This window comes from Polaribacter sp. Hel_I_88 (genome assembly GCF_000687935.1).
Classification (GTDB): Bacteria; Bacteroidota; Bacteroidia; order Flavobacteriales; family Flavobacteriaceae; genus Polaribacter.
Map to the genome: position 1 here is coordinate 3,668,743 of NZ_JHZZ01000001.1, position 18,374 is coordinate 3,687,116.

The 18,374-nt window shown below is 29.3% G+C and carries 16 protein-coding genes; 9 read left to right on the forward strand and 7 right to left on the reverse strand.

Annotated features, from left to right (window positions below):
- The first annotated feature begins 247 nt into the window (after positions 1–247).
- From P161_RS0116425 to P161_RS0116445, 5 genes are all read left to right on the forward strand, one after another.
- Positions 248–1,264: a hypothetical protein gene (locus tag P161_RS0116425; protein ID WP_026777984.1), complete on the forward strand. Its 1,017-nt coding sequence runs from the start codon at positions 248–250 to the stop codon at positions 1,262–1,264.
- 142 nt (positions 1,265–1,406) lie between these two features.
- Positions 1,407–2,078, forward strand: coding sequence for a TetR/AcrR family transcriptional regulator (locus P161_RS0116430; protein WP_026777985.1), 672 nt, complete (start codon positions 1,407–1,409; stop codon positions 2,076–2,078).
- A gap of 3 nt (positions 2,079–2,081) precedes the next feature.
- Positions 2,082–3,746, forward strand: coding sequence for a peptidase domain-containing ABC transporter (locus P161_RS0116435; protein WP_026777986.1), 1,665 nt, complete (start codon positions 2,082–2,084; stop codon positions 3,744–3,746).
- 7 nt (positions 3,747–3,753) lie between these two features.
- Positions 3,754–5,115 (forward strand): HlyD family secretion protein, encoded by a 1,362-nt coding sequence (locus P161_RS0116440; RefSeq protein WP_026777987.1) that lies wholly within the window; start codon positions 3,754–3,756, stop codon positions 5,113–5,115.
- A gap of 31 nt (positions 5,116–5,146) precedes the next feature.
- Positions 5,147–6,547, forward strand: coding sequence for a TolC family protein (locus tag P161_RS0116445; RefSeq protein ID WP_231494784.1), 1,401 nt, complete (start codon positions 5,147–5,149; stop codon positions 6,545–6,547).
- Between the two features lie 82 nt (positions 6,548–6,629).
- Here the strand turns inward: P161_RS0116445 and P161_RS0116450 are convergent, their stop codons facing one another.
- The gene (locus P161_RS0116450; RefSeq protein WP_026777989.1) at positions 6,630–6,830 is read right to left on the reverse strand and encodes a helix-turn-helix transcriptional regulator; all 201 of its coding nucleotides are present in this window, start codon (positions 6,828–6,830) and stop codon (positions 6,630–6,632) included.
- Between the two features lies 1 nt (position 6,831).
- Positions 6,832–7,275, reverse strand: coding sequence for a hypothetical protein (locus P161_RS0116455; protein WP_026777990.1), 444 nt, complete (start codon positions 7,273–7,275; stop codon positions 6,832–6,834).
- A gap of 110 nt (positions 7,276–7,385) precedes the next feature.
- On the opposite strand from P161_RS0116455, the gene P161_RS0116460 reads away from it, so the two are divergent.
- Entirely contained in the window at positions 7,386–7,817 is a 432-nt protein-coding gene (locus P161_RS0116460; protein ID WP_155810488.1) for a hypothetical protein, read from the forward strand.
- Between the two features lie 66 nt (positions 7,818–7,883).
- Here P161_RS0116460 and P161_RS0116465 read toward each other — a convergent pair whose 3' ends face one another.
- On the reverse strand, positions 7,884–8,348 hold the full coding sequence (locus tag P161_RS0116465) for a MaoC family dehydratase (protein WP_026777992.1): 465 nt from the start codon (positions 8,346–8,348) through the stop codon (positions 7,884–7,886).
- 65 nt (positions 8,349–8,413) lie between these two features.
- On the opposite strand from P161_RS0116465, the gene P161_RS0116470 reads away from it, so the two are divergent.
- Positions 8,414–11,659: a S41 family peptidase gene (locus P161_RS0116470; RefSeq protein WP_026777993.1), complete on the forward strand. Its 3,246-nt coding sequence runs from the start codon at positions 8,414–8,416 to the stop codon at positions 11,657–11,659.
- A 52-nt stretch (positions 11,660–11,711) separates the two neighbouring features.
- Here the strand turns inward: P161_RS0116470 and P161_RS0116475 are convergent, their stop codons facing one another.
- From P161_RS0116475 to P161_RS0116485, 3 genes are all read right to left on the reverse strand, one after another.
- A complete protein-coding gene (locus P161_RS0116475; RefSeq protein WP_026777994.1) occupies positions 11,712–12,335 on the reverse strand; it encodes a trimeric intracellular cation channel family protein in 624 nt (207 codons plus the stop codon).
- A complete protein-coding gene (locus P161_RS0116480; RefSeq protein ID WP_026777995.1) occupies positions 12,336–13,457 on the reverse strand; it encodes a DEAD/DEAH box helicase in 1,122 nt (373 codons plus the stop codon).
- Positions 13,458–13,618: 161 nt separating this feature from the next.
- Positions 13,619–14,014 (reverse strand): thioesterase family protein, encoded by a 396-nt coding sequence (locus tag P161_RS0116485; protein ID WP_026777996.1) that lies wholly within the window; start codon positions 14,012–14,014, stop codon positions 13,619–13,621.
- A gap of 103 nt (positions 14,015–14,117) precedes the next feature.
- On the opposite strand from P161_RS0116485, the gene P161_RS0116490 reads away from it, so the two are divergent.
- A complete protein-coding gene (locus P161_RS0116490; RefSeq protein ID WP_026777997.1) occupies positions 14,118–15,461 on the forward strand; it encodes an MATE family efflux transporter in 1,344 nt (447 codons plus the stop codon).
- 200 nt (positions 15,462–15,661) lie between these two features.
- On the opposite strand, the gene P161_RS0116495 is transcribed toward P161_RS0116490, so the two are convergent.
- Positions 15,662–16,336, reverse strand: a complete 675-nt coding sequence (locus P161_RS0116495; RefSeq protein ID WP_026777998.1) for a DUF2461 domain-containing protein — start codon at positions 16,334–16,336, stop codon at positions 15,662–15,664.
- 1,040 nt (positions 16,337–17,376) lie between these two features.
- Between P161_RS0116495 and P161_RS0116500 the strand changes: the two genes are divergently transcribed.
- Positions 17,377–18,225, forward strand: coding sequence for a DUF1853 family protein (locus tag P161_RS0116500; protein ID WP_231494756.1), 849 nt, complete (start codon positions 17,377–17,379; stop codon positions 18,223–18,225).
- Positions 18,226–18,374: the final 149 nt, after the last annotated feature.

Genomic DNA, 18,374 nt, shown 5'->3' on the forward strand with positions numbered 1-18,374 from the left:
AAAGAATATACTGATTTTTATTATCAATAACAAATTAAAATCAATTTTTTAAAAGATGTGCAAAAAATTGACTTATAATTAAAATTTTAGTAAGCACAAAGATATTATAAAAAAAAATGTTTACAAAATCCAATCAAAAAATAATAACGATAGCAAAAGTCTCAAAAAAATGTTAAAATCAAAATTTTAAAAAACCAAACTTTTAGTTATCTCGTATATATTATGGAAAACTAAAAATAATATAATTATGAAAACAATTAAAACAATAGTATTTACGTGCGCAATCGCAATCGGTTTAATATCTTGTTCTGACGACAATAATTCGATAGCTCAAGTTGAAACAAAAATTTTATTCACATCTAATAATGCAGATGGAAATGTTAATATTTATAATGTTACCAATATTAATAGTGTATCAAAATCTACATTAACTACTACTGCAACTGCTGCAGATGGTGTTTATTATGATGGAGATGAAAATTTAGTTGTACAAGCATCAAGATCTAGTCTTGGTTTAGAAGGATATGCAGGGGTTTCTATTGCAACTTCTGCAATTAATGCAACAGTAACAGCAAACGTAATGAGTGGTTTAAATATGACAAGCCCAAGAGAAGTTGCTGTAAATGGAGATTTTTATGTTGTGGCCGATAACGCAGATGCAGATGGAAACAGTGCTACAAGTGATGGAAGATTATTTATTTACACAAAAAGTGGAAATAATTTTACATTAAGAAATACCATTACAACTGATATTAAATTATGGGGAATTATCTTTATTGGAAATGATTTATATGCTGTTGCTGACACAACTAATGAGTTAGCAGTATATTCTAATTTTTTAAATAACACCTCAACTACTACTTTAGCTGCAACAAAACAAATTGCTGTAGAGGGAATTGTAAGAACTCATGGTTTAACTTATGATGCTATGACAGATACTATGATTTTAACTGACATTGGTGATGCTGGTAGTGGAACTGATGGTGGATTCCATGTAATAGAAAACTTTAACTCTAAATTTAGTGGTACTGCAAATGGAGCAACTTTAGCTGTAAACCAGCAAACTAGAGTGGCTGGTTCTAATACTGTTTTAGGAAACCCAGTAGATGTTGCTTATGATGGTGCTACAAAAACTGTATTTATTGCAGAAGCAAAAAATGGAAAAATTTTAGCTTTTAACAATATAAGTAATGGAGGTAATATTGCCCCTGTTTATAGTACAGATTTAGCCTCTGCATCTGCTGTGTACTTTTACAGCGAATAATGAACTAGTGGGGGCTAGTTTAATTTTTGAAAGTCTTTCGTTAATTCGAAAGACTTTTTTATTTGTTAAAATATTATTAAAAAAATTGAAAATTGTTTTTTATAATAGTAACGCTATTATATTTGCAAATTAATCTAAGAGTATGAAAAGTTTATTATCAATCTTAAAAATATCTGTTCCAGATAAAATATACATAAAAGATCCTGAAACCTCAGACTTAGGAAAAAGAATCATAGAAAATAGTATTTTGTTAATTTACGAGATAGGTTTTGAAAGTTTTACTTTTAAAAAACTAGGTACTAAAATTGGCTCAAATGAAAGTTCTATATATAGGTATTTTGAAAGTAAACACAAGCTTTTATTATATTTATCTTCATGGTATTGGGCATGGTTGGAGTATCAATTAGTGATTGAAACTTTTAGTATTTCTGACAAAAATGAAAAATTAGACAAAGCCATAACTATTGTTACAAGAACTGTTGAAGAGGATAGTAATTTTTCTCATATTAACGAAACCTTATTATATAGAATAATTGTAAACGAGAGTTCTAAATCTTTTTTAACCAAAGAAGTAGATAAAGATAATAAAGAAGGCTATTTTGAAATTTATAAACGATTAATCTCTAGATTAGAGGTTATGATTAAAGAGGTAAATTCCACTTATCCATATCCTTTAAGTTTAGCCAGCACAATTTTAGAAGGAGGTTTGCATCAGCATTTTTTAAATGAGCATTTTCCATCAATTACCAACTGTTTAAACAAAACATCACCAACAGAGTTTCTTAAAAATATAGTAACTAAAACATTAAGTTAATTTATGGAACAACAAGAATTAACACCTTGGATGCGTTTTGTAAAAGCATTACAAATCGAAAGAAAAGATATTGTTCAAATTTTATATTACTCCGTATTTGGAGGATTTGTATCGTTAACTTTACCATTAGGTATTCAAGCAATTATCAATCTAATACAAGGAGCTCAAGTTTCTACTTCTTGGATTATTTTAGTAATTTTTGTAACAGTTGGTGTAATTTTTTCTGGTGCTTTACAAATTATGCAATTAAGAATCGTAGAAACTATACAACAACGTATTTTTACCAGAGCTGCCTTTGAACTTTGTTTTCGGTTTCCAAAAATAAAAATGACGGAATTAAGAAATTATTATCCACCAGAATTGGCAAATCGTTTTTTTGATACGCTAACCTTTCAAAAAGGAATTTCAAAAATTTTAATTGATGTACCTGCTGCAATTTTACAAATACTTTTTGCATTAATTTTACTATCATTTTATCATCCATTCTTTATTGTTTTTGGTATTTTCTTGTTGCTATTAATTTACATCGTTTTTAAATTTACCATTCAAAAAGGTTTACAAACCAGTTTATTAGAGTCTAAAATAAAATATAAAGTTGCACACTGGATTCAAGAAGTTGCAAGAACTATCATTAGTTTTAAACTTTCTGGAAAAACTAATTTAGCAATGACTAAAAATGATTATTTAGTTGATAAATATCTACAAGCAAGAGAAAATCACTTTAAAATATTAATTTTGCAGTTTACGCAAATGATTGGTTTTAAAGTTATTGTAACAGCTAGTTTATTGTTAATTGGTGGTATTTTAGTTTTAAATCAACAAATGAATATTGGGCAATTTGTTGCAGCAGAAATTGTAATTTTATTAGTAATTACGTCTGTAGAAAAATTAATTGTTGGTTTAGAATCTTTTTATGACGTTTTAACATCAATAGAAAAAATTGGGCAAGTTGTAGACAAAGAATTAGAATCTCAAGTGGGTGAAAGCCCTGTTTTTAAAGATGGATTATCTATAGAATTTGATAAAGTTTCTTATAGTGTAGAAAATAGAAACACACCAATAATAAATAATCTTTCTCTAAAGATTGAAGCAAAAAGTAGAATTTTAATTTCAGGTGAAAGTGGTTCAGGAAAGTCGAGTTTACTACGTTTAATTGCTGGAATTATAGAGCCTACAGATGGTAATGTTTACGTGAACAACCTATCTTTAAGAAGCTTACACTTAAATCATTACAGATCTCAATTAGGTTTATTATTATCTGAAGAAACTCCGTTTGAAGGTACTTTAAGAGAAAATCTTATTTTTAATAATGATAAATCTAAAGATGATATTATATTTAATGTATTAAGAGCTATTGGATTAACACAATTTTTACGAGAACAATCTAAAGGTTTAGACACTGTTTTATATCCTGAAGGAAAACAAATGTCTTACACAATCTCCAAAAAAATAATTTTAGCTAGAGCGATTATTAAAGAACCTAAAGTTTTAATTTTAGAAGATCCTTTAGATCAATTTAATCAAGATGAATCTAATAGAATCGTGGATTATTTAACAGATAATGAAAGACCTTGGGCACTTGTTGTTGTAAGTAACAAAGAATGTTGGATCAAAAAATGTAGCCAAATAGTTACTTTAGAAGAAGGAGAAATTAAATCCATAAATTAGAAATATCATGCTAAATATATCTAAAAACCCAGTAAGTAAAGAAATTGATTTAACTACTTACGCATCTGGAAAAAAAATATTTAATATTGAATATTACAAATACTTCAATAATTTTTTGAAAATTTTTGCAATCACTTTATTTGTAGCATTATTTTTACCTTGGACACAAAATATTACTGGTAATGGTTTAGTAACCACCTTAACTCCAGAACAAAGACCACAAACTATACAATCTCAAATTCCTGGTAGAATTGAACAGTGGTATGTAAGAGAAGGAGATTATATTCAAAAAGGAGATACAATTTTAAGAATATCCGAAATAAAAAGTGAGTATTTTGATGATCAATTAATTGAAAGAACAAACGATCAAATTAATGCAAAAATATCTTCTGTAGATAATTATCAATTTAAAGTTAATGCTTTAGGAAGGCAAATTACTGCATTAAAACAAGATAGAGCTTTAAAATTAGAAATTGCAAGAAATAAACTTTTACAAGCTAAACTAAAAGTAAAAAGCGATAGCATAAAGTTTGAAGCTGCCAAAACAAACATCAAAATTGCAGAAAGCCAATTTAATCGAATTGATATGCTACAGAATGAGGGCATTATGGCTGTAAAAGATGTAGAAGAAAAACGCTTAAAATTGCAAGAAACGCAAGCTAAATTGGTAGAACAAGAAAATAATTTACTGGCAGCCAAAAACGAAATTTTAAATGCTAAAGCAGAAATTGCTAGAGTAAATGCAACCTATGCAGACAAAATATCGAAAGCTCAAAGTGACCAATTTACGGCTGAATCTAGTGGTTTAGATGCACAAGTAGAAGTTTCTAAACTAGAAAATACAAACAGTAATTATAGAGTTAGAAATAGTCTATTATTTATAACTGCACCACAAAATGGCTATATAAATTTAGCTTTAAAAGGTGGAATTGGAGAAACTTTTAAAGAAGGAGAACAATTAGTAAGTATTATGCCTGCTCAAGTAGATTTAGCTGTAGAAACTTTTGTAAGACCTATAGATTTGCCTTTAATACACATAGGCGAAGAAGTTCGTGTAGAGTTTGATGGCTGGCCAGCAATTGTTTTTAGTGGTTGGCCAAATGTTTCTTACGGAACTTATGGTGCAAAAGTTGTTGCCATACAAAGAATAAATAGTGATAATGGAAAATACCGAGTTTTATTAGCGCCAGATGAAACTGACCACGAATGGCCAAGTGAAATAAGAGTAGGTTCTGGTGCAAGAACAATTGCTTTGTTAGAAGATGTACCTATTTGGTTCGAACTTTGGAGACAATTAAACAGTTTTCCACCTAATTACTATCAACCTGAACCAGGCTCTAAAGAAGGTTCAGATTCAAAAAAGAAATAAAATACTAGTCCATTTTTAGTTTTTTAAAATGATAAAAAAATCCATTTTTATAATATTTTTATTGATATGTACACAGCTTTTTTCGCAAGAAAAAGTAACATCTATTATGACTTTATCAGAATATTTGGGCTATGTAAAAACATATCACCCTATTGTAAAACAGGCAAATCTTGTCATTAACGATAGTGAAGCTAAGTTGTTAAAAGCAAGAGGTGCTTTCGACCCAAAAATTGAGGTAGATTTTGATAAAAAACAATTCAAAGAAAAAGAATATTACAACAAATTAAATGGAGCTTTTAAAATACCTACCTATTATGGTTTAGAGTTTAAAGCCAATTTTGAAAACAATGATGGCCTTTTTTTAAACCCAGAAAATAATGTACCAACAGATGGTTTGTATGCAGCTGGTGTTTCTGCTTCTTTATTAAAAGGTTTGCTAATTAATAAGAGAATGGCATCTTTAAAACAAGCCAAGTTTTTCTTAAATCAAGCAAAGGAAGACCAACAAATTTTAGTAAACGAAATTTTATATGAAGCCTCTTTGTCTTACTTTAATTGGCTAAAAACCTATAATGAAAAACTAATTTATGATTCCTTTTTAGAAAACGCTGTTATTCGTTTTGATGTTACTAAAAGAGCTTTTTTAGCTGGTGATAAACCTTCTATAGATACCTTAGAGGCTGGCATCACCCTAAAAAACAGAAAATTAAATTTAGAAAAAGCTCGCATTAAATTAGTAAAATCTTCTTTAGAATTGTCTAATTTTTTATGGTTGAATGATAATACACCTGTTGAATTACAAGACAATATTATTCCAGATACTACAACTATAACAAATGTTGATACAACCTTTAATATAGCTTTGTTTAACAATGCAAATTTTGACATTGAAAATCATCCAAAAATTAGATCTTTAGAATTTAAAATAAAAAGTTTAAATGTAGACAGGCAGTTAAAACTAAATAATTTACTACCTCAATTAGATGTGCAATATAACTTTTTAACAGAAACTCCAAGACAATCAAACTCTTTAACTGTAGATAATTATAAAGCAGGAATCACGTTTAAAGTTCCTATTTTTTTACGAAAAGAAAGAGCCGATTTAAGAATGGCTAAAATTAAATTACAAGATGCTGAATTAGAAAATGAAGCAACTAAAGTGGTGATTTCAAACAAAGTGAATGCCATACAACAAGAATTAGCTTCTTTTAGAGTTCAAAGTGATTTTATTACTAGCATCGTAAAAGATTATGGCACTCTTTTAAAAGCCGAAGAACGTAAGTTTTTCTTGGGAGAAAGTTCTTTGTTTTTGGTGAATTACAGAGAATCTAAATTAATAGAAACAAGATTAAAAGCAGTAGAATTAGAAAATAAATTCTTTGAAACAAAAGCAAACTTGTTTAAAACAGCTGTAATTAGAATTGCTGAATAAAAGAGTTGAAAGCAAAATTTGCAAAGCTTAATTTTAAAAATTTGCGAACTTTTCGAAAACTTATGTGTCTCTGCGTTTAAATTTAATCCTCTTCTTCCAAAGTAAAAAAATCGTTTACAGTAATATTAAAAACTGCCGATAATTTTAAGGCCAAAACTGTAGAAGGTACATACCTGTTTTTTTCAATGGAATTAATAGTTTGCCTAGAAACACCGATTTTTTTAGCTAAATCATCTTGTGTTAAATCTAAAATTGCACGTTGAACTTTTAATGTGTTTTTCATTTTATCTATTCATTCTTTTTAACTGCCAAAACATCATCAACTGAACTATCAACATAAAAAATAATACTTGAAAATAACTAAATCCCTTCAATTCATTATCTTGATTCAATAAAACTGCTACAGCATAATTTACTATTGGCTGCACTAAAGAATACACAATTGCCATAATAAAAGCCAATCTATAAGATTGAGAACGCAAACTATCTATAAATTCATCTTCTATTTTTTCTTTAGATAAAGAAATCACTAACAAACCAATAAGCAAAACTCCGTGTAAAATTGGTTTGATCCATTCCGAATTTTCAATAAATTTTCTTCCAAGCATCAATATAAATGCAGCAATAGCAATACTATACCCTACTTTTTTAAATTGATTCCCCAATTGAAATTTATTCATTTTTGATAACTGACTTCTTTCTCTTTCACAAATTGATTCTTTTGACATCTTTATTTACTTTACAATTAGACAAGTTTATTTTATATAATGACAAATATACTTTACATTTTGTTGTTATCCAATTTTTTTCAGTAATTTTAAAAAAAATTAAAAAATTTATGGCAACAAAAATAAAACCTAAAAGAAATTACTGGATTATTGGGGCATTTTCTTTTTTATGGTATTTCGTAGGAATTATTGTTTTATTCAGAGAAAATATAGTACCTGAATTTGTAATCAACGAAATTGCAGATATTCAGTTAGATTTTATAATCAATAAACCAGCTTGGGTAGTTTTTGCTTATGGGCTTTATGCTATTTTTGGTTTGTTAGGTTCTATAACACTTTTAGCACAAAGAAAAATCGCTTACTTTTTGTTTTTAATTTCCTTTATAGCCTCTATGGTTAGACTTGCCTATAATATTATCACCATAAATATTATTGATGTTTATGGTAAAGTTGGAGTTGCCTTAGTAATTGTAACTTTATTTATTAGTATTTTCTTGCTAATTTTCTCAAGAAGCGCAAAAAAAGTAGGTATTTTAAAATAACACCAAGGTAAAAATACCAAAAGGGTTTTGCTAAACTTATTATTTTAGCAAAACCTTTTATATGTTTTACTCATATAAAGCTGCCAAAAAATCTGCAACACAGGCAGGTTTTTCTTGTCCTTTAATCTCTATTGTACAAGCAAATGTAACTTTAATTCCATTATTTGCTAAATCCTCTATCTCTTTAACAATAGTATGCATTCTTAATTCGCTATCAACAGGAACTGGATTTGGAAAACGTACTTTGTTCAAACCATAATTCAAACCCATTTTTACAGATTTTATGGTAAATGCTTCTTCTAGTAATTTAGAAATCATAGCCACAGACATAAAACCATGAGCAACCGTTTTTTTAAACGGAGATTCTTTTGCAGCTCTTTGTTCATCAACATGAATCCATTGTTTATCTAAAGTTGCGTTGGCAAAATCGTTAATCATTTGTTGGGTAATTGTGTACCAATTTCCTGTTGGCAACTCCTTCCCCTTCGTCGTTTTAAATTCCAAAAAATCTTTAAAAACTATTGGTTTCATATTTTTATATTTAGTTGGTATTGTGTTATTATTTATTTGATTAAATTAGACAAAAAATTTAAACCATGAAACAACTAACCATCCTTTTTACATTATTTTCTATTGCATTGTTCTCACAAAACAATCCTCAATGGATGAGACATTCCTCAATTTCTCCTGATGGAACTCAAATTGCATTTACCTATAAAGGCGATTTATACAAAGTAAATACAAATGGAGGAACTGCAACACAACTTACCTATCATTCAGCTCACGATTACAAAGCCATTTGGAGTAAAGATGGTTCTAAAATCGCGTTTGCATCAAACAGATTTGGTAATTTCGATATTTATGTGATGAGCTGCAAAGGTGGAGCAGCAACTAGAGTAACCTTTCATTCTAATGATGAAACTCCCTATTCTTTTTCTGCTGATGACAAAAATATTGTATTTGGAGCATTAAGACAAGATGATGTAAATCACAGACAATATCCACATAGATCACAATCAGAATTGTATAGTGTTCCTGTAAATTCAGGAAGAATTTCTCAAATATTTACATTTCCTGCAGAAGATGTTCAGTTTTCCAAAGATGGAAAATCGATGTTATATCATGATAAAAAAGGAGGCGAAAATAAATGGAGAAAACACCATACATCTGCAATTGCTAGAGATATTTGGCATTACAATGCTACCACAAACACGCATAAAATGATAACTTCACACAAAGCTGAAGACAGACAACCTTATTTTAGTGAAGATGAAAAAAGCATGTATTTTTTAAGTGAAAGAAGTGGTTCTTTCAACATTCATAAAATGAATTTAGAAAACAATGCAACTGAAAAACTAACCAATTTTAATTTGCATCCTGTTCGTTTTTTAAGTGTTGCAAATGGCGTTATTTCTTTTGGTTATGATGGAGAATTGTACACTATGAAAGAAGGAGAATCTCCTAAAAAAATCAACGTAAACATTATTACACAAGATAAAGAAAACACAGAAAAATTTGTTTCTGTAAATGGTGGCATTAGTGAAATGGCTATTTCACCAAATGGAAAAGAGATTGCTTTTGTTGCAAGAGGCGAAGTTTTTGTAACATCAATCGATAAATCATTTACAAAAAGACTAACCAATACTCCAGAAAACGAACGTTTTGTTTCTTGGGACAATAAAGGTGAAGCCGTTATTTACAGCAGTGAAAGAAATGGAAAGTGGAGCGTTTTTAAAACTGAAAAAACAAGAGAAGAAGAACCTTTTTTCTATGCTGCTACACTTTTAAAAGAAACACCTTTAATCAACAACAAATTTGATAATTATTTAGCTGAATATTCGCCTGATGGAAAAAAAATTGCCTTTATAGAAGGTAGAAGAACGTTGAAAATTTTAGACATTGCTTCTAAAAAAGAAACCACTTTGCTAACACCAGAAGATTTATTCCATATGAGAGATGGAGATCAATATTTTACTTGGAGTCCTGATAGTAAATGGTTATTAGTTGATTGGGGAAAAACATTAAGTAATAGCGAAGTACTATTAATGGCTGCAGATGGTTCTAAAAAAATCAATTTAAACGAAAGTGGGTATTATGATTATAATCCTAAATGGATAAATGATGGAAAACAAATGCTGTGGTTTAGTAACAGAAATGGATTGAAATCGTATGCAACAAGTGGTCAATCTCAAGCTGACGTATATAGTATGTTTTTCACGCAAGATGCTTGGGACGAATTTAATTTAAGTGATGAAGATTACAAATTAATGGAGGCCATTAAAGAAGAAGAAAAAAAGCAGAAAGAAAAAGAAGAAAAGGAGAAAAAAGACGATAAAAAATCATCAAAAAAAGATAAAAAGAAAGCTGAAAAAGATTCTACAAAAAACCTAGAGTTTGATTGGGAAACCATGAAGGATAGAACCAAAAGATTAACTATTCACTCCTCTAACTTAGGAGATGCAGTTGTTTCTAAAAAAGGCGATTATTTATATTACTTATCGAGCTTTGAAGGAAAATCAAATCTTTGGAGTACTAATTTACGTACCAAAGAAACCAAAATGTTAATGCCATTAAACACCAATTCAGGAAGTTTACAATGGGATAAAGAGATGAAAAACTTATACCTTTTAAGTAGTGGAAAAATAACGCAATTAGATCCTGAAGCAAAAAAACAAAAAGGAGTTGCTATAGATGGAGAAATTTTATTAGATGAATATGCAGAAAGACAAGCAATGTTCGATCATGTTTGGATTAGAACAAATGCCGTTTTTTATGAACCAACTTTTCACGGAATTGATTGGAATAAAATGAGAGAAGAATATCAAAAATATTTACCACATATTTCTAACGGTTATGAATTTTCTGAAATGTTATCAGAAATGTTGGGCGAGTTAAATGTTTCTCATGCTGGAGCTGGATTTAGTGCAAGTAGTGTTTCCAATGAGGATGAAACTGCTTCTTTGGGTATTTTTTATGATTTCGATTTTAAAGAAGATGGTATTTTAATTGATGAAATAATAACTGGAGGTCCTTTAGACAAAGCTAAATTTAATATTGAAAAAGGTAATATCATCAAAAAAATAGATGGAATTACCATTGATAAAAATGAGGATTTAGCAAAATACTTCAACAGAAAATCTGGTGATTTTATGTTACTAGAAATTGAAAATCCGAAAACTAAAAAAACACAAACCATTACTGTAAAACCAATTTCTTTAGGAGAAGAAAACCGTTTACTATATGATAGATGGGTTAAAATAAACGAAAAAGAAGTTGAAAAAGAAAGTAATGGACAATTAGGTTATGTACATATTCCTGGTATGGGAGATGGTCCTTACAGAAGTATTTACCAAGATATGATGGGTAAATATGCTGATAAAAAAGCAGTTATTATCGATACTCGATTTAATGGTGGTGGAGATTTAGTAGCAGATTTAGCGATGTTTTTTACAGGTGTCCCTTTTATAACCTATGCAACTGAAGCTAAAGTTGTTGGTGGAGAACCAACAAGTAGATGGACAAAACCAACATTATCTATCTTTAATGAAAGTATGTATTCTGATGGACATTGTTATGCACAAGGTTACACAGATTTAAAAATCGGAAAAACAGTTGGAATGCCAGTTCCTGGGACTTGTAGTTTTGCTGGTTGGGAAGGTTTACAGAATGGTGGTTATTGGGGAGTTGTACCCATAAGTGCCAAAAACAAAGCTGGTGAGTGGATGGAAAACAACCAAACAGAACCAACCATTCAAGTTAAAAATATGCCTGGGCAAGTTGATAATGGAATTGACCAACAATTATTACGTTCTATTAGAGAATTGTTGAAAGATGTTGAGTAAGTAACTCCATAAATTTTATAAAAAAAAGCGAAACTTTTAAGTTTCGCTTTTTTTATGTCTTCCCAAACAAATCATCATTAATTTTAGGCAATTGTAAATGAAATTTTACAGCAATTAAACGAATTACGATAATTACACATGCAGAAATTATAAAGTTCAGATCTTTAGGAACATTAAAATAAGTCAAAGTTAAATAAGAGATTCCACCAGCTAAACAAGCAGAGGCGTAAATTTCTTTTTCAAAAATTAGCGGAACTTTATTAGTTAAAACATCTCTTAAAACACCTCCAAAAACAGCAGAAATCATTCCCATAATTAAAGCAACAATTGGATTCAGATCAAACAACAAACCTTTTTGCAAGCCTAATAGGGTAAAAACGCTCAACCCAACAGTATCAAACAAAAAAAGTGTTTTACTCAAAAAAGCAATTTTACTTTTGAATAAAAAAGTTAAGATAACAGCAGCCAAAATTGTAAACAAATAATTCAAATCGCCAATCCAATTTATTGGATGTGCGTTAATCAAAACATCACGTAACATTCCACCACCAACAGCAGTTACAAATGCAATAATAATCACGCCAAATAAATCAAATTTTTTATCAGAAGCCACTAAAGCACCACTAATGGCAAACGCGAATGTTCCAAGAATATCTAAAACATAAATAAACTCCATTTAAACTGTAACTTCTGTAAATTTTATGTTTAGTTCTTTCTGAATTTCATGCACTCTTTCTAATTCGTATGGCAAAACTAAGGCTAAAGAAATTCCAGTTTTTCCAGCTCTAGCAGTTCTACCACTTCTGTGTGTGTAATATTCTGTTTGTTCTGGTAATTGATGATGAATTACAAATTCTAAATCTCTTACATCAATTCCACGTGCAGAAACATCTGTAGAAATTAAATATTGTAGGCTTTCATTTTTAAAAGCACGCATTACTTTATCACGTTCTTTTTGTTGCATATCCCCTTCTAAAGCAGCTGCAGAAAAGCCTTCTTCTGATAATTGGTGTGCTAAATTTTGTGCACCAGCTTTGGTTCTACAAAATATAATACCTCTTTGTGCACCTCTTTTTTCGATAAATTTGATAATTAAACCTGTTTTTTCTTTAATGGTAGTTTTAATAAATTGATGACGGATGTTTTCATTTACCAAAGATTTTGGATTTATTTCCACTCTTGGAGCATTTGCATCCATATAGGTTTTTACGATTTTCTTGATTTCTTCTGGCATTGTTGCAGAAAATAACCAAGTCTTTCGATCGTTTTTAGTGGTGAATTTTAAAATTCTATTCAAATCTTGTTTAAAACCCATACTCAACATTTCATCAGCTTCATCTAAAATAACTGTATTTACGTGGCTAATATCAATATCTCCACGTTCAATTAAATCGATTAATCTTCCTGGAGTTGCTACAACAATATGTGTTGTTCTTTTTAAATTACTGATTTGTCTATCAATCTTTTCGCCACCAAAAACAGCTTCTAAAAATATTTTTTCATCAACAAACTTAGTAAACTTAAAAAGTTGTTTTTTAATTTGTTGCACCAATTCTCTTGTTGGTGATAAAATCAAAGCCTGAATATGAGGAGAATTTGCATCAATTTGATGCAAAACTGGCAAACCAAAAGCCGCCGTTTTTCCAGTTCCTGTTTGAGCTAAACCAATAAAATCGGTTTTTGAGTTCAATAAAATTGGAATCGCTTTTTCTTGAATTTCTGAGGGTTTAGAAATCCCTATTTCTTTAATTGATTGTATATATTCTTTACGAATTCCTAATGCAGCAAATGTTGACATTGTATTTAATTTTTTGCAAAGATACTTTTATTGATTTTAATAATTGCAAATGTAATTACATAACCAGTAAAAAAATCTGACACAGATTTCACAGATTTTCACGGATGAAAAATTCTCATATTCATCTCTGCAAATCCGTGAAATCTGTGTCAATCTTCAAATCATTTTTCAGGCAATAAAACCTTCAAAACATCTTCTCTAATTCTTGTTGGTTTAAAGGTTTCTGCATGTAACATTGCCCAAACCGTCTTTGCTTTTACTAACAAAATATCATCCTTATAAAATTCCATAAAACGTACAGATGTAATTCCTTTCGTTTCACCAACCCAAGTTTTTACAGTTATTTCATCACCTAATGTTGCTTGTTTTAAATAATCGATTTCATGCCTCATTACCACCCAAACATATTGTGGTAAAGGATTATCTTTCGTTAAAAAATCCCAATGTGTGGTTGCAATTTTATCCATCCACTTTACATACACTAAATTATTTACATGATGTAAAGTATCTATATCATCTGATGAAACTGTGATTTTTAACGTAAAAGCGTTGTTCATTTTTATCAATTTAAACAAATTTAAAAATTTTAATTTCCCTATAACTAATATTGATGGTAGAATTCAATAAAAACTTTATTAATGCTGATATTTGCAACATCTTATGGCAAAATTAGCAAACGAATTAGGCACCGAAAAAATTGGCAAATTATTGATAAAACAAGCAGTTCCTGCAACTATAGGAATTCTTGTAATGTCTTTAAATATGATTGTTGACACCATTTTTGTTGGCCAATGGATTGGTGTTTTGGCAATTGCTGCAATTACTGTGGTTTTACCAATTGCATTTTTAATATCCTCAATAGGAATGGGAATTGGAATTGGAGGAAGTTCCATAATATCTAGAGCTTTAGGTGCAGAAAACTCTGAAAAAGCCTTTTTAACCTTTGGAAACCAGATTTGTTTAACACTAATTTTAGCGATTGTTTTTGTTTTATTGGGCAACTTTTTTAGTGTGCCTATTTTAAATTTATTTGGAGCAAAAGGTGATATTTTACCAATTGCCTCCGATTATTTTGCTGTAGTGATTTATGGAGTTCCGTTTTTGGCATTTGCAATGATGGGAAATCCAGTAATTAGAGCAGAAGGAAAACCCAAATTTGCAATGTATGCAATGATGATTCCTGCTGTTTTAAACATTATTTTAGATGTAATTTTTATTAAATTTTTCGATTGGGGAATGACAGGTGCTGGTTTAGCTACTTCCATTTCCTTCGCAAGTTGTGGGTTATATATTTTATATTTCTTTTTATCGAGTAAAAGTGAACTTAAAATTTTACCAAAAAATTTTAAATTAAACTTTAAAATTGTTCGAGAAATTATTGAATTAGGTGGAGTTACGATTGTAAGACAAGGTGCCATTAGCATTTTAATGATTGTTTTAAATTACTCACTTTTTACCTATGGAGGAGAAATTTCAATTTCTATTTTCGGAATTATAAATCGAGTAATGATGTTTGCATTGTCGCCAGTTTTAGGCGTTTCACAAGGATTTTTACCTGTTGCTGGTTTTAATATTGGAGCAAATAAAAACGACCGAGTTAAAGAAACGATTAAGAAATCGATTTATTTTGGATCTATTTTAGGAACTATTATTTTTATAGGAATTGTAATTTTTAAAGAACAAATTATTTGGATTTTCACCAATGATGCAACTTTGTTAAACGAAACTCCAAACGCCATGCTAATTGTTTTTTTAGTAACACCCATTGTTACCATGCAATTAATTGGTTCTGCTTATTTTCAAGCAGCAGGAAAAGCATTTCCTGCTTTGATTTTAACGCTCTTAAAACAAGGGATTTTCTTGATTCCTCTGGCATATTTTTTACCTAAATACTATGGAGTTGCTGGAGTTTGGTGGTCTTTTCCTATTGCAGATACTTTGTCTACAATTGTTACAGTTATTGTTTTAAAACGTGAGGTTGATAAGAATTTAAAGCCCCTTTAATTCCCCAAAGGGGAAAATACTCATGCTTTTTAATAAACTACTATAACTAACACTAAAAGCATAAAAAATATGATTTTAACTAAATTTTGAAACCAAAAATTGATAATTTTTTTAAAAAAAAATCCTAATATTTAAATTTTTCTGAATCTAATAAACATATCCATCAGTGAAAATCCGTGAAATCCGTGTCAAAAAAAATCTTAAACCAGTTTCTCCCCATTTAAATTCGTCGTTAAAATATCACTGAATAAGTTGAAAAAAGGTCTTAAAACTTTGTAACTTTCATTAACTTGATCTACAAAATCTTCGGATAAAACTTCTTCATCTGTAAAGTTTTTTGTGGCGATAAATCCTTTTTTACGCAACAAATCTACATCTGGATGTTCTTTATCAAAACCTCTTGGTGCTGTTTTTAATTCGCTAAAACTTTCAAAAGTGCCTCCAAAATGTTTTTTATAATTTTTGTCTTTTAAAATTGATCGTATTTCTGATGCGTCTTGTTCAATTTCTTTTCTAATTCTGAATAAATCGTCTTTACTTGGTTCCCAAAATCCGCCAGCTAAAAAAGATTCTCCTGGTCTTATTCTTAAAAAATAACCTCCTCTTAATTCTTTTCCCAATCTCGAATATGAATTTGCAAAATGTGCTTTATAAGGAGTTTTATCATTCGAAAAACGGACGTCTCTATAAATTCTCATCATTTTAGATTTCTCTATTTCATCGTGATTTTGCAATTTATGATGAATAGCCGTAAACACTTCTTTTGCGTTTTTCTTTGCTTTTTCATAAGTTGATTTATGTTCTGCAAACCAATCTCTGTTGTTGTTTTCTTGTAAATCTTTTAGAAATTGAAATGTGGTTTTTTCGAATTGCATCTTGAATTATTTTAATGGTTCAATTTACGAATTATTGGGGAATAAAGGTTGCCACGAATTCACGAATTTTATAATAAAGTTGTCGGGGATTTCACGGATTTTCACAGATGTTTGTGATTGAGATTTTCACGGAGATTCACAGAGTTATATTTTTGGTGTGTGGAGGAGATTCTCAGAGAAATTTCATAATTCGAATTACATTTTGAGATATTTTAATAGTTCAATTTACGAATTATTGGGGAATAAAGGTTGCCACGAATTCACGAATTTTATAATAAAGTTGTCGGGGATTTCACGGATTTTCACGGAGATTCACAGAGTTATATTTTTGGTGTATGGAGGAGATTCTCAGAGAAATTTCATAATTCGAATTACATTTTGAGATATTTTAATGGTTCAATTTACGAATTATTGGGGAATAAAGGTTGCCACGAATTCACGGATTTTATTATAAAGTTGACACGGATTTTCACAGATGTTTGTGGTTGAGATTTTCACGGAGATTCACAGAATAATATTTTTGGTGTGTGGAGGAGATTCACAGAGAAATTTCTTAATTCGAATTGCCTCTTGAATTATTTTAATGGTTAAATTTACGAATTATTGGGGAATAAAGGTTGCCACGAATTCACGAATTTTATTTTAAAGTTGACGAGGATTTCACGGATGTTTGTGGTTGTGATTTTCACGGATATTCACATAGTTATATTTTAAATGTTTTGTTGAGATTCACAGAGGGTTTTCTTATTATTCGATACTTATAAATTCTAAATTACTTTTTCTGATTAAATTTCGCTCCTATGGAGCTTTATAACATTTTTGTGTTTTTTTATTAATATTACGCTCTTACAGAGCTAAAATTCCAGAGGGATGAAATATTAATAGAAAATTATTTCAAAATTTTGTTAAGCCCTAGAAGGGCGACATATTAAATATTTGGCTATTTAGTAAGCGTTTTGAAAGTTTATAAAGTTTTTTATCGGGCAACAATAATTCTAAATATTAAAACGATATTTTATTCGATAAAATAAATACGAAATATGTTAGATTATTTATGGAAATTAGTGCCTTTAAATATGCACCAAAAAACAAAAGATATTCAAAAAAGATATAATGGTTTTTTACAAACGAATTGTTTGTGGAAAAACGATGCTGTTTTTGATTTACATCAATTTGAAATTGCGCAGAAATCATCAAAAATAAATATTGATATTGATGAAAAGTTAAGACTAGGAAAATATATTGAACGTTTTGTTTCTTATCAATTAAAGGAAGAAAATGATACTGCTATTGTATGTGAAAATGTTCAAATTCAACAAGAAAAAATTACTTTGGGTGAGTTGGATTGCATTATTCTAAAAGATAAAAAACCAATTCATTTAGAAATCATTTATAAGTTTTATCTCTATGATGCATACATAGGTAATAATGAGATCGAACATTTTATTGGGCCTAATAGAAAGGATTCTTTACTTGAAAAACTCACAAAACTTAAAGAAAAACAGTTACCTCTTCTCTACACTAGTGAATGTAAAACTTATTTAAAAACCATCAATTTAGATATTAACAACATTGAGCAACAAGTATATTTTAAAGCACAATTATTTGTTCCATTTTCTAATTTAAGTATTGAATTATTAACTTTAAATCAAGATTGTATTGTTGGCTTTTTCATCAACAAAAAAGAATTAGAAAATTTAAGCAATTGTAAATTTTTTATTCCAATTAAGAAAGATTGGCTTATAATTCCGCATCAAAATGTAGATTGGTTGAATTATGTTGAATTTAAACAAAAATCTAACGAATCTTTAACCAGACAATTTTCTCCTCTTTGCTGGCTAAAAAAACCAAATGGACAAATTGAAAAGTTCTTTTTGGTTTGGTGGTAGAAAGTTCTAGGTTTGAGATTTAAAATTTTACTTTCTGTCCTTTTACCAACATTCTATTCAATTTGTAATTCTGGGTAAATCTTTTTTGGTTTGAATGGATCACAAGCTTTAAAATATTTATGTAAAATAAAAAAAAAGGAACTCAAAAT

Coding starts and splice junctions, on each gene's coding strand:
- P161_RS0116485 (WP_026777996.1), bottom strand. CDS start 14,014: ATGAACAACGCTTTTACGTTAAAAATCACAGTTTCATCAGATGATATA.
- P161_RS0116425 (WP_026777984.1), top strand. CDS start 248: ATGAAAACAATTAAAACAATAGTATTTACGTGCGCAATCGCAATCGGT.
- P161_RS0116480 (WP_026777995.1), bottom strand. CDS start 13,457: ATGTCAACATTTGCTGCATTAGGAATTCGTAAAGAATATATACAATCA.
- P161_RS0116465 (WP_026777992.1), bottom strand. CDS start 8,348: ATGAAACCAATAGTTTTTAAAGATTTTTTGGAATTTAAAACGACGAAG.
- P161_RS0116475 (WP_026777994.1), bottom strand. CDS start 12,335: ATGGAGTTTATTTATGTTTTAGATATTCTTGGAACATTCGCGTTTGCC.
- P161_RS0116450 (WP_026777989.1), bottom strand. CDS start 6,830: ATGAAAAACACATTAAAAGTTCAACGTGCAATTTTAGATTTAACACAA.
- P161_RS0116460 (WP_155810488.1), top strand. CDS start 7,386: ATGGCAACAAAAATAAAACCTAAAAGAAATTACTGGATTATTGGGGCA.
- P161_RS0116495 (WP_026777998.1), bottom strand. CDS start 16,336: ATGCAATTCGAAAAAACCACATTTCAATTTCTAAAAGATTTACAAGAA.
- P161_RS0116430 (WP_026777985.1), top strand. CDS start 1,407: ATGAAAAGTTTATTATCAATCTTAAAAATATCTGTTCCAGATAAAATA.
- P161_RS0116470 (WP_026777993.1), top strand. CDS start 8,414: ATGAAACAACTAACCATCCTTTTTACATTATTTTCTATTGCATTGTTC.
- P161_RS0116500 (WP_231494756.1), top strand. CDS start 17,377: ATGTTAGATTATTTATGGAAATTAGTGCCTTTAAATATGCACCAAAAA.
- P161_RS0116490 (WP_026777997.1), top strand. CDS start 14,118: ATGGCAAAATTAGCAAACGAATTAGGCACCGAAAAAATTGGCAAATTA.
- P161_RS0116455 (WP_026777990.1), bottom strand. CDS start 7,275: ATGTCAAAAGAATCAATTTGTGAAAGAGAAAGAAGTCAGTTATCAAAA.
- P161_RS0116440 (WP_026777987.1), top strand. CDS start 3,754: ATGCTAAATATATCTAAAAACCCAGTAAGTAAAGAAATTGATTTAACT.
- P161_RS0116435 (WP_026777986.1), top strand. CDS start 2,082: ATGGAACAACAAGAATTAACACCTTGGATGCGTTTTGTAAAAGCATTA.